This window comes from Microtetraspora sp. NBRC 16547 (assembly GCF_030268965.1).
Lineage (GTDB): Bacteria > Actinomycetota > Actinomycetes > Streptosporangiales > Streptosporangiaceae > Microtetraspora.
This window is the reverse complement of sequence record NZ_BSSE01000003.1, coordinates 449,334-461,123: the sequence shown is the minus strand read 5'-3', so window position 1 is coordinate 461,123 and position 11,790 is coordinate 449,334. Positions and strand designations below refer to the sequence as shown.

Annotated in this window: 11 protein-coding genes; all 11 read right to left on the bottom strand. The window is 71.4% G+C overall.

Annotated features, from left to right (window positions below; translation table 11 throughout):
• Nucleotides 1-60: 60 nt before the first annotated feature.
• Nucleotides 61-1,482: a ribosome biogenesis GTPase Der gene (der, locus tag QSK17_RS07405; protein WP_285703689.1), complete on the bottom strand. Its 1,422-nt coding sequence runs from the start codon at nt 1,480-1,482 to the stop codon at nt 61-63.
• 85 nt (nt 1,483-1,567) lie between these two features.
• Nucleotides 1,568-2,236 (bottom strand): (d)CMP kinase, encoded by a 669-nt coding sequence (gene cmk, locus QSK17_RS07400; RefSeq protein ID WP_285703688.1) that lies wholly within the window; start codon nt 2,234-2,236, stop codon nt 1,568-1,570.
• A gap of 218 nt (nt 2,237-2,454) precedes the next feature.
• Nucleotides 2,455-3,546 (bottom strand): prephenate dehydrogenase, encoded by a 1,092-nt coding sequence (locus tag QSK17_RS07395; protein ID WP_285703687.1) that lies wholly within the window; start codon nt 3,544-3,546, stop codon nt 2,455-2,457.
• A 217-nt stretch (nt 3,547-3,763) separates the two neighbouring features.
• Nucleotides 3,764-4,123: a chorismate mutase gene (aroH, locus tag QSK17_RS07390; protein ID WP_285703735.1), complete on the bottom strand. Its 360-nt coding sequence runs from the start codon at nt 4,121-4,123 to the stop codon at nt 3,764-3,766.
• Between the two features lie 76 nt (nt 4,124-4,199).
• Entirely contained in the window at nt 4,200-5,027 is an 828-nt protein-coding gene (locus QSK17_RS07385) for a pseudouridine synthase (RefSeq protein WP_285703686.1), read from the bottom strand.
• 920 nt (nt 5,028-5,947) lie between these two features.
• The gene (gene scpB / locus QSK17_RS07380) at nt 5,948-6,535 is read right to left on the bottom strand and encodes an SMC-Scp complex subunit ScpB (protein ID WP_285703685.1); all 588 of its coding nucleotides are present in this window, start codon (nt 6,533-6,535) and stop codon (nt 5,948-5,950) included.
• Nucleotides 6,522-7,346: a segregation and condensation protein A gene (locus QSK17_RS07375; RefSeq protein WP_502889157.1), complete on the bottom strand. Its 825-nt coding sequence runs from the start codon at nt 7,344-7,346 to the stop codon at nt 6,522-6,524. Before QSK17_RS07375 ends, scpB begins: the two co-directional genes overlap by 14 nt.
• Before the next feature lie 78 nt (nt 7,347-7,424).
• Entirely contained in the window at nt 7,425-8,267 is an 843-nt protein-coding gene (locus QSK17_RS07370; RefSeq protein ID WP_285703734.1) for a ParA family protein, read from the bottom strand.
• Between the two features lie 152 nt (nt 8,268-8,419).
• Complete coding sequence (locus tag QSK17_RS07365) at nt 8,420-9,352, bottom strand: site-specific tyrosine recombinase XerD (RefSeq protein WP_285703683.1); 933 nt, start codon at nt 9,350-9,352, stop codon at nt 8,420-8,422.
• A 39-nt stretch (nt 9,353-9,391) separates the two neighbouring features.
• Nucleotides 9,392-10,003 (bottom strand): NUDIX domain-containing protein, encoded by a 612-nt coding sequence (locus tag QSK17_RS07360; RefSeq protein ID WP_285703682.1) that lies wholly within the window; start codon nt 10,001-10,003, stop codon nt 9,392-9,394.
• Nucleotides 10,000-11,670 carry a CTP synthase gene (gene pyrG / locus QSK17_RS07355; RefSeq protein WP_285703681.1) on the bottom strand — a complete coding sequence of 557 codons (1,671 nt, stop codon included), beginning with the start codon at nt 11,668-11,670 and terminating at the stop codon, nt 10,000-10,002. Before pyrG ends, QSK17_RS07360 begins: the two co-directional genes overlap by 4 nt.
• Nucleotides 11,671-11,790: the final 120 nt, after the last annotated feature.

The window sequence follows — 11,790 nt, the reverse complement described above, 5'->3', positions numbered from 1 at the left end:
AGCCTGCCCACCGGCCTTCCGGTGGTAGGGCTGGCCCTACCACCGGCTCCGCCTCGGACGTCACTTGTCCTTGCGCTTTTCCCTGATCTTCATCGTGACCTCGATCGGAGATCCGGCGAAGCCGAACTCCTCGCGGATCCGGCGCTCGATGAACCGGCGGTAGGTCTCCTCCAGGAAGCCTGAGGTGAAGAGCACGAACTTCGGCGGCTCGGTGGACGCCTGGGTCGCGAAGAGGATCTTCGGCTGCTTGCCGCCGCGCACCGGCGGCGGCGTCGCCTGGACCAGCTCGGTGAGGAACTGGTTGAGCCGGGCGGTCGGCACCCGCGTCCCCCAGGAGTCGAGCGCGCGCTCGATCGCCGGGGTGAGCTTCTCGACGTGCCGGCCCGTCTTGGCGGAGATGTTGACCCGCAGCGCCCACGGCGTGCGGACGAGCTGCCGGTCGATCTCCTTCTCCAGGTAGTAGCGCCGGTCCTCGTCGACCAGGTCCCACTTGTTGAACGCGACCACCATGCACCGGCCGGACTCGATCACCAGGCTGATGATGCGCAGGTCCTGCTCGGTCAGCACGTCGGAGGCGTCGATCAGCACGATCGCGACCTCCGAACGCTCCAGCGCGGCCCGCGTGCGCATCGCCGCGTAGAAGTCGGCGCCCTTGAGCTCGCGGTCGCGGCGGCGGATGCCGGCCGTGTCGACGAAGCGGTACGTCCGGCCGCCCAGCTCGACCAACTCGTCGACCGGGTCGCGGGTGGTGCCCGCCATCGGGTCCACCAGGACCCGCTCCTCGCCCGCCACCTTGTTCAGCAGCGAGGACTTGCCGACGTTGGGCTTGCCCAGCAACGCCACGCGACGCGGGCCCCGCTGCGCGCCGAACGTCTGCGGCGGCGTCTCGGGCAGCGCGTCCAGCACGACGTCGAGCAGGTCGCCGCTGGCCCGGCCGTGCAGTGCCGACACGGGGTACGGCTCGCCGAGGCCGAGCGACCACAGCCCGCTCGCCTCCAGCTCCATGAGCTGGTTGTCCACCTTGTTGGCGGCCAGCACGACGGGCTTGCCGGAACGGCGCAGCACACCGCCGACCGCCTCGTCCGAGTCGGTCACGCCGACGCTCGCGTCCACCACGAACAAGATCACGTCGGCCAACTCGGCCGCAATCTGCGCCTGCTCGGCGATCCGCAGCGCCATGCCGGTGGCGTCCGGATCCCAGCCGCCGGTGTCCACCAGGGTGAACCGGCGGCCCCGCCAGGTCGCCTCGTAGGTGACCCGGTCCCGCGTCACGCCCGGCACGTCCTCGACGACCGCCTCTCGGCGGCCGATGATGCGGTTGACCAGCGTGGACTTGCCCACGTTGGGACGGCCCACCACGGCCACGACCGGCAGCGGCCCGGTGTCGGACGTCTCGTCGGCCTCGTTTTCGGCGAGATCGGCGAGCTCGGCCTCGATCCAGCCGGCCTCGTCCCCGTACTCCCCCGTCACGTCCCTGCTCATCGCTTCCTCTCCCGATCCGGAGAGGATCAGGTTCGCTTCTTGCCCGTCGGCTCTTCGAGACCGGGTGTTCCGGCCCTTCCCGAGCTCAGGCTCGTTCCTTGACCAGCCGCAGCACCTCGGCGATCACCTCGTCGAGGTCGAGCGGCGTCGTGTCCAGCTCGACGGCGTCGGCCGCCTTCGCCAGCGGGTCCACCCGCCGGGTGGAGTCCAGCGTGTCCCGCCGCGCCATCTCGGCCTTCTGCGCCTCCACCGTGGTGCCGGACAGCTCGGCCGTACGGCGCGCCGCGCGGGCGTCGGCGCTCGCGGTCAGGAAGACCTTGACCGTGGCGTCCGGAGCGACCACGGTGCCGATGTCGCGCCCCTCCACCACGATGCCGCCGGAGGGCAGCGAGGCCGCGATGATCTCCCGCTGGAGGGCGACCAGCCGGGCGCGCACCTCGGGGACGGCGCTCACGGCCGAGACGGCCCGTGTCACCTCCGCGGTGCGGATCGGCCCGTTGGCGTCGACGCCGTCCACGGTGACGCCCGGGGCGTCCGGATCGGTGCTCATGACCAGCTCCGGCTCACCCGATCGGCTCGCGATCGCCTCCGGGTCGGCCAGGTCGACGCCCTGCCGGAGCATCCACCAGGTGACCGCGCGGTACATCGCGCCGGTGTCGAGGTAACGCACCCCCAGAGCCCGCGCGACCCCGCGCGACGCGCTCGACTTGCCCGACCCGGAAGGCCCGTCCATCGCGACGACCAGACCCGACACGATCGCTCCTCTGCCTCAAGAGCGCGTCAAGATGCACTCCGACGATTTCCGCCCCCGAGAGTACCGGCACTCGCCGATCCCCCGCGCATCGGACAGCGCTCCGGACACGATCACGACGCGCTGAGGACGGGATCCGCGAAGCATCGGCTGAGAAGGCGCTCAGGGCACCGGCCCCGGCGTCGTGCCCCCCTCTCGGAGAGCCCGGGGGTGCCCGCCCCTCAGGGCACCTGCCAGCCGCCCGCGCGCAGCGCCTCGGCGAGTCCCGCTGCCGCCTCCGGCTGGACGTACAGCTCCGCGGCGCCGAGAGGCAGCCCCGGCGTGTGTTCGAGCCGGATGTCCTCGATGTTGACCCCGGTCTCGCCCGCCGCCTGCACCAGCCGGGCCAGCTCGCCCGGCCGGTCGCCGATGACGACCTGGACCACCGCGTAGGTGCGGGCCGGACCTCCGTGCTTGCCGGGGATCCGGCCGGTGCCCAGGACACCGCGAGTGAGCAGGTCGGTCACCTCGGCGACGGCCGAGCCCTCCCCGGCGTACTCGCGCAACGAGCGGGCGGCCGCGGCCAGGTCGGCCGCCACGCGTTCGAGCACCTCCGCCACCGGTGCGGCGTTGCCGGACAGGATGCCGGTCCACAGCGACGGGTCGCCCGCGGCGATGCGGGTGACGTCGCGCACGCCCTGACCGGACAGCCCGAGCGCCGTGTCCGACGCCTCGGCCAGTCGCGCGGCCACGGCGGCCGCGGTCACGTGCGGGGCATGCGAGACGACCGCCACTGCGCGGTCGTGCTCGGCTGCCTCCACCGTGACGGCGTTGCCCCCGCAGAGCGCGACCAGCTCCTGGACGGTCCGTACGGCCTCCGCCGACGTGTCGGCGGTGGGGCACAGGGCCCAGGGACGGCCGAGGAACAGGTCGGCACGGGCGGCGGCCGGCCCCGACCGCTCGCGGCCCGCGAGCGGGTGGCCCGGCACGAAGGTGGTCAGGTCGCACCCGATCTCCTCCGCCTGGGCCGCCGGGAGCGCCTTGACGCTCGCTACGTCGGTGTAGTACCGGGCCGCGCCGTTCTTCTGCAGGTCGAGCAGCTGGGGAGCGACGAACTGCGGCGGCACGGCGATGACCGCGAGGTCGGCGGTCGCGCCGGGCGTCCACTCCTCTCCCGCGCCGAGCTCCCGCGCCAGCCGCACGGCGCCCGCGTCGCGGTCGGCGAGGTAGACCCGCACGTCCCGCTGGCGGAGCGCCAGCGCGACGGATGTGCCGATCAAACCGGTGCCGACGACGACGACGCTGCCGATCGTGCCGTCCTGAATGGGAGTCATGGTGCTGCCCTACTGTGCCGTGTCGTAAGGGGTCCGCGTGGCCGGACGCCCTGCCAGGTGCTTGTCGCCAGGCTCGTCCTACCCGAGGCGTTCCGTGCAATCTCACCCGGCGGCGATACCTGGTCCAACTTATGGTGCTTGCTTCACCCGAGGGGCTTTTGCGCCCCTCGGGAGCCCGAGGCCGGCCATGTCGGCCCGCCGGGCGGCTACTGGGCGGCTACTGGGCGATGTCCACCCGGAGGGCGACAGCGCCCCGGAGATAGACGTGCTGGATCTCCTGCCGGGGCCGGTCGGTGTTCACATGGGCCATCAACCGGACCACTCTCGGCAGGGCGCCCGGCACGTCGATCTCGCTCGCGCACAGCAGCGGCACGTCGTGGAAGCCCAGCTTCCGCGCGGCCAGCGCGGGGAACTCCGCCGTCAGGTCGGGCGTGGCGGTGAAGATCACGCTGATGACGTCGTCGGTGGTGAGCTTGTTGCGCGCCATCACCTCGGCCACCAGCTCCGTCGTCCCGGCGATGATCGACGCACGATCGTCACCGTCGACCTGGATGGCTCCCCGGACCGCCCGCACCATGTCGTCCCCTTCTCGTTCCACCGCGCCTGGCCGCACACCTGGCACCGCTGCCGCCGTCGTCTGTCGTCCGGACAGGCTACAGGCCGACCGCCGCGTAGAGGTCGCCGACCTCCTGCAGGGTGAGAGCGCGCACCGTGCCCGGCTTCAGCCGGCCCAGCTTCACCGGGCCGAACTCGATGCGGGCCAGGTCGAGCACGCGGTGGCCGGTCTCCTCGAGCAGCCGGCGGACGATGTGCTTGCGCCCCTCGTGCAGGACGACCTCGACCAGCGCCTGCTGGGCGTGCTCCTGCACGATGTGGAACTCGTCCACCTTCGCCAGACCGTCCTCGAGCTCGACGCCCTTGCGCAGCACCCGGTGCAGGTCGCGCGGGATCGGACCGGGGACCTTCGCCCAGTACTTCTTCTTGACGCCGTAGCTGGGGTGGGTGAGCCGGTGGGCGAGCTCGCCGTCGTTGGTGAACAGCAGCAGGCCCTCGGTCTCGGTGTCCAGCCGTCCGACGTGGAACAGGCGGGGTGCCAGTTCCTGGACGTAGTCCTGCAGGCACGGCCGGCCCTCGGGGTCCTCCATCGTGCTCACCACGCCGATCGGCTTGTTGAACGCGAAGTAGACGAGGTCGGCGGCGGTCGGGATGCGCTTGCCGTCCACGTGGATGATCTGCTTGGCCGGATCGACCCGCGCGCCGAAGCGGCGGACCACCTGGCCGTCGACCGTCACCCGGCCGTCGCCGATCATCTCCTCGCAGGCGCGGCGGCTGGCCACTCCCGCCTGCGCGAGGACCTTCTGCAGCCGGACGCCGCCCGGCACCTCGGTGGTGTCGCGCTCGTCGGTGTAGCCGGGCTCGTAGAAGTCCGGGTCCCGTCGGGGCTGCCTGGCGCTCTTGAACGGGTTCTCGCCGGGGGCCATGTCGCGACCGCCCGACCTGGCACCCGCCCTGCCGCTCGCCGGGCCGGTACGGAAGTCGGTGCGCTGACCGCCGCGCAGCTCGCGGCGGGAGCTGTCCCTGCCGAAACGGCCACGGGAGCCGCCCCTGTCGCCGCCGCCGACACGTCCGATGGTCTGTACCTCGTCGCGGCGTTCCCGGCGCTCGCCCTCGCGGCGGTCACCTTCACGCCGGCCGCCGCCCTCGGGCCTGCCGTACCGGCCTCGGGAGCCGGACGGACGCCCGTCACGGTCACCGGATCCGCGCTCGCGGGAGTCACGGTCCCGGGAATCGCGGTCTCGGAAGTCACGGCCGCGGGAATCCCGGGAGTCCCTGTCGCGGAAATCGCGGTCACGTGAGTCACGCGAGTCTCGGAAGTCACGAGAGTCACGGTCGCGGGAGTCACGGTCGCGCGAGTCCCTGCTCCGGAAGTCACCACCGCGAGAGTCACGGTCGCGGAAGCGGTCGCCGTCCCGGCTCCGGTCACCGGCCGGCCTGCCGTATCCACCGGCGGAACCGTTCCGCCCGGCCCGGAAGGATCCGCGCTCGCCCCGGCCGGATCCGGCGGGGCCCCGGTCGCGGCTGAACTCGCGGGAGCCGCCACGATCGCCGCCGCGGTCGGCGCCTCTGTCGGCCCTGCGGTCCGCGCCTCTGTCGGTCCCTCTGTCGGCCCCGCGCTCGTTCGACCGGAAGGAGCCTCCGCGATCGTCGTCGTTCCGGCGCTCGCGGTCGCCGTATCTGTCAGAACGGGGTTCCTGGGAACGGAACCCGCCACCGCGGCCGGCCCGGAATCCGCCCTGGGATCCACCGCGTGATCCGCCCTGGGATCCACCTCGCGTGCCGCGCCCGCCGGTGCTCCGGCTCCGACCGCGTCCATCACCGGACGGGGTACGCCTGCTGTCCACTACTTCTGCTCCTCTAGGGTTTCCACATCGTCGGGGAGGAAGGGAGCGAGCTCCGGCAGTTCGCCGAGGTCCCGCAGGCCCAGCCTCTCCAGGAAGTAACTCGTCGTCCGGTAGAGCACGGCCTGGCTCTCCGGATCGGTGCCGGCCTCCTCCACAAGGCCGCGCGCCACGAGCGTTCGCATGACGCCGTCGCTGTTGACGCCGCGGACCGCCGCCACCCTGGCCCGGCTGACCGGCTGACGGTAGGCGACCACGGCGAGGGTCTCCAGCGCGGCCTGCGTGAGCCGCGCCTGCTGGCCGTCGCGGACGAAGCGCTCCACCACCTGGGCGTAGTCCACCCGCGTGTAGAAGCGCCAGCCGCCGCCGACCTCCCGGAGGTCAAAACCCCGCCCGGCGGCGGTGTATTCCGCCGAGAGATCACGCAGGACGGCGGCCACCTCCCCGGTCGGGCGCTCAAGGACCTGTGCGAGCGTCACCTCGGCGACCGGTTCGTCCACGACGAGGAGGATGGCCTCGATCGCGGACCTGAGGCCGGGCTCGGCCGCGACCGTCGCGTCGTCGGCGCGCTCGGACTCACTCGGACTCATCGGCGGCCCTCTTGCCCTCGTCGTAGTCGTCGCCGACGGTCACGTCCCCATCGGCGGCGCCGGTCCAGATCACGTACAGATCGCCCAGAGGCTCCAGCTGCTCGAAGGAGACAGCGGCCTCCCTGAACAGCTCCAGGACGGCCAGGAAACGCGCGACGACCTCGAACGTGCCCGCGCAGTCGGCGGTCAGCGACCGGAAGGTGGCCGTGCGGGCCAGCCTGAGCCGCTCGACAAGGATAGCGGCCTGTTCGCGGACGCTGGCGAGCGGTTGATACATGTGGGTCACCGAGACCGTCGGCGGGGCCTTGGGCGTGAAGACCTTGACGGCGATCTTGGCGAGCCGCTCCGGCCCGATGCCGAGGATCAGCTCCGGCAGCAGGTTGGCGAACCGCTGCTCCATCGGGACCAGGCGGGGGAAGCGCAGCGCCTCCTCGGCCATGCGGGCGGAGAAGACCTTGGCGACCTCCTTGTACGCGCGGTACTGCAGGAGCCGGGCGAACAGCAGGTCACGCGCCTCCAGAAGTGCGAGGTCCTCCTCGTCCTCGACCTCGCCGGTGGGCAGCAGCCGGGCCGCCTTGAGGTCCAGGAGGGTCGCCGCGACGAGCAGGAAGCGGCTCGTCTGGTCGAGGTCCCACTCGGGGCCCCGGGACCGGATGTAGGAGATGAACTCGTCGGTGACCTTGTGCAGGGACACCTCGGTGATGTCCAGCTTGTGCTTGGAGATCAGCCCGAGCAGCAGATCGAAAGGGCCCTCGAAGACGTCCAGGTGCACCTGGAACGCGATGGCGGGCTGCTCGGTCACGCCGCCCATTGTCCCGCACACCGCCGCTTCCCGTGGACCGATCCGCGGGCGGGATCAGGAGGCCGGATCAGCCGTCGGGCCGGGCTCTCAGGCGCGGGCGGGCCACCGCGCGAGCAGCTCGCGGGCCAGCTCGCGGTACGCGTTGGCTCCCATGGAGCCGGGATCGAACTGGGTGATCGGCTCACCCGCGAGAGTCGCGTCGGGGAAGCGGACGGTCCGGTTGATGACCGTGTGGAAGACCTTGTCGCCGAAGCCCTGCATGATCGTCTGGAGGACTTCCCGGGCGTGCAGCGTGCGCGGGTCGTACATCGTGGCGAGCAGGCCGTCGATCGCGAGGTTCTTGTTGAGCCGCTCCTGGACCTTGCCGATGGACTCCATCAGCAGGGCGACGCCGCGCAGGGCGAAGAACTCGCACTCCAGCGGGATCATCACGCTGTGCGCGCAGGTCAGCGCGTTGACGGTGAGCAGGCCGAGCGACGGCTGGCAGTCGATCAGGCAGATGTCGTAGCGCGGCAGCAGCGGCTCGAGCGCCCGCTGCAGGGCGTACTCCCTGGCGACCTCGTTGACGAGCCTGATCTCCGCGCCGGACAGGAAGATGTTGCTCGGCAGCAGGTCCATGCCCTCGACCGTGGTGTCGAGCAGGACGTCCTCGGCGGTGACGTCGGGCTCCTCCATGAGGAGGTCGTACATCGTCATCTCGAGCGGGCGCGGGTCGATGCCGAGGCCGACCGACAGCGCGCCCTGCGGGTCGAAGTCCACGAGGAGGACCCGCTGCCCGACCTCGGCGAGCGCCGCGCCCAGGTTGATCGTGGTGGTCGTCTTGCCGACGCCGCCCTTCTGGTTCACCATCGCGACGATGCGCGCGGGACCGTGGGTTTCCGGCGGGTTGGGGTCCGGGAACACCGGACGGGGCCGACCGGTGGGTCCGATCTCACCGCCGGGGGTCCCCGCGGTCCACGTAGCATCAGTGGTCGCAGTCACCTTGATGAACCTCCCTGACGGTCACGAACTCGACCGAATTTAAAGGCTTGGCACGTATGCGGCAAGGCGCCGCGCCCTTCCGGGTGATATTCGGCCGCCTTTCAGCGCAGGGCACGGGGGTGCGTGGCCGCGTAAACCTCACGGAGCTTGTCGACCGTGACCAAGGTGTACACCTGGGTGGTGGTCACCGAGGCATGGCCGAGCAACTCCTGGACAACCCTAACGTCAGCTCCGCCGTCAAGGAGATGCGTTGCGAACGAATGCCGCAACATATGCGGCGAAACTCCGGAAAGTCCGGCCCTTTCCGCGGCCTGCTGGAGGACCTCCCAGGCCCCCTGACGGGTCAACCGGCCGCCCCTGGCGTTGAGGAAGAGGCCGGAGGTGCCGCGGCCGTGTGCGGCGATCTGGGGGCGCGCCCTGACCATGTACGCGTCGAGTGCCTGGCGGGCGAACCGCCCGAGGGGGACGATCCTGGACCGTCCCCCCTTGCCGCGTAGCCGGACCTGGTCCTCCGCGCCGTCCTCCGCGCCGCCGGACGGCGCGCCGAGGGACACGTCGTCCACGGCGAGGCCGACCGCCTCCGAGATGCGGGCGCCGGTGCCGTACAGGACCTCCAGGAGGGCGCGGTTGCGGAGGGCCAGCGGGGAGTCCTCGGGGCCGGAGGCGGCGATGAGCCGCTCGACCTCGGCGACCGTGATCGCCTTGGGCAGTCGGCGGAGCTGGCGCGGAGGCCGGACCTCGTGCGCCGGGTCGTGGCCGGCCACCCCCTCGCGCAGCGCGAACCGGTGCAGGCCGCGCACGGCCGACACGGCCCGCGCGGCCGAGCTGGCGACCAGCGCCGGGTGCTCGTCGTCGCCCTCCCGCAGCGCCGTCAGGAAGGCGACGACGTCGGACTCGCCCACGTCGGCGAAGGTGTCGAGCCCGCGCGACCGGAGATGGTCCACGTAACGTCGCAGGTCACGCCGATAGGAGGCAAGCGTGTTGGCGGCCAGGCCCCGCTCCACCGCCAGATGGGCGAGGTAGCTGGACAGCACGGCCTCCGTCTCGCTCAGGACATCCCCCTACCTACGGACTCAGGCCTCCGGCGCGTCGGCGGGACGGAGCCCCTTGAAGCCGTCGGCGGAAGCGGCGTACGCGGCGAGGATACCGGCGATGGCCGGGGAATTGTGGATCATTCCCGCCATCGCCTTCTCCACCGCCTCCTGCAGGGGAACCCACTCCACCGGCATGTCGATCTCCTCGTGCCGGTGGACGTAGTCGTTCTCCTCTTCCGGGATCGGGGACAGGTCCCGGGCCAGGAAGATCCGGATGCGCTCGTCGCACATGCCGGGCGAGGTGTAGATGTCGACCAGCGTGTGCCATGTGCTCGCGCGGTAGCCCGCCTCCTCGGCCAGCTCGCGGGCCGCGCAGTCCACCAGCGGCTCGCCCGGCACGTCCCTGATCCCGGCGGGCAGCTCCCAGAGCAGGCGCCGCACCGGGTGGCGGTACTGGCGGATCATCAGCACCCGGTCGTCCTCGTCGATGGCGAGCACCGCCACCGAACCGGGGTGGACGACATAGTCACGGTCGGCCGTCTCGTCGCCCGGCATCCGCACCGTGTCGGTCCGTACGGAGATCACCCGAGCGGCGAACCGCTCCTTGGAGTCCGTGACCTCCCACGACTCCGCGACGTCCTCGATCCTCACTTGGCCCGGCCCGCCTTCACGCTGGCGCCGCGGGCGTCGGCGTACGTGAGCGCGGCGCCGATCAGCCCCTTGAACAGCGGGTGCGGCCGGGTCGGCCGGGACCGGAACTCGGGATGGGCCTGGGTGCCGATGAAGAAGGGGTGCTGGTCGTTGGCGAGCTCGGCGTACTCGACGAGGCGGCCGTCCGGCGAGAGGCCGGAGAACACCATGCCGACCTTCTCCAGGCGCTCGCGGAAGGAGTTGTTCACCTCGTAGCGGTGCCGGTGCCGCTCCTCCACCTTGGCCTTGCCGTACAGCTGGCGGGCGAGCGAGCCCTCGGACAGCTTGGCGGGGTAGAGGCCGAGCCGCATGGTGCCGCCCATGTCGCGCTCGCCGGAGACGACGTCCTCCTGGTCGGCCATCGTGGAGATCACCGCGGCGGGGGTCTCCGGGTCGAACTCGGTGCTGCCCGCGTCCTCGACGCCGGCCAGGTTGCGCGCGGCCTCGATCACCATGCACTGCATGCCCAGGCAGATGCCGAGCAGCGGGACCGTGTTCTCGCGGGCGTGCCGGATCGCGCCGAGCTTGCCCTCGATGCCGCGCACGCCGAACCCGCCCGGGATCAGCACGCCGTCGACGCCGTCTAGCTCACGCGCGGCCCCCTCGGGGGACTCGCAGTCGTCGCTCTTGACCCAGCGGATGTTGACCCTGGCGTCGTTCGCGAAGCCGCCGGCGCGCAGCGCCTCGGTGACCGAGAGGTACGCGTCGGGCAGGTCGATGTACTTGCCGACCAGGGCGATCGTGACCTCCTTGGCCGGGCGGTGCACCCGGCGCAGGAGCTGGTCCCACTGGGTCCAGTCCACGTCGCGGAACGGCAGGCCGAGCCGGCGCACGACGTACGCGTCGAGTCCCTCGGCGTGCAGCACCTTCGGGATGTCGTAGATCGAGGCGGCGTCCACGGCGGACACGACGGCGTCCTCGTCCACGTCGCACATCAGGCTGATCTTGCGCTTGAGGCTGGTGGTGATCGGCCGGTCGGAGCGGCAGACGATCGCGTCGGGCTGGATGCCGATGCTGCGCAATGCTGCCACGGAGTGCTGGGTCGGCTTGGTCTTCAGCTCGCCGCTCGGGCCGATGTACGGAAGCAGCGATACGTGCAGGAAGAAGACGTTGTCGCGGCCCACCTCGTGGCGGACCTGGCGGACGGCCTCGAGGAAGGGCAGCGACTCGATGTCGCCGACCGTGCCGCCGACCTCGGTGATGACCACGTCGACGTCCGGCCCCGCCATGCCGCGGATGCGGTCCTTGATCTCGTTCGTGATGTGCGGGATGACCTGGACGGTGTCGCCGAGGTACTCGCCGCGGCGCTCCTTGGCGATCACGTTGGAGTAGACCTGGCCGGTCGTGACGTTGGCCGAGCCGTGCAGCTCGGTGTCGAGGAACCGCTCGTAGTGGCCGACGTCGAGGTCGGTCTCGGCTCCGTCGTCTGTGACGAACACCTCACCGTGCTGGAACGGGTTCATCGTGCCCGGGTCCACGTTGAGGTAGGGGTCGAGCTTCTGCATGGTGACCCGCAGGCCACGCAGTTTGAGGAGGCGTCCGAGGCTGGAGGCGGTGAGCCCCTTGCCCAGACTGGAGGCGACGCCGCCGGTGACGAACAGATGCTTGGTGTGTGCGGCGCTGCGCAAGAGTGGCTCCCGTGGTCGTTGTGATCCCCGGCCGCCCGGTGCGGCGGCCGCCATGCCCACGGGCTCTCAGAATAACAAACCTTGTCCACTACGTGCACGAACCCGCCATAGCCCGCACTT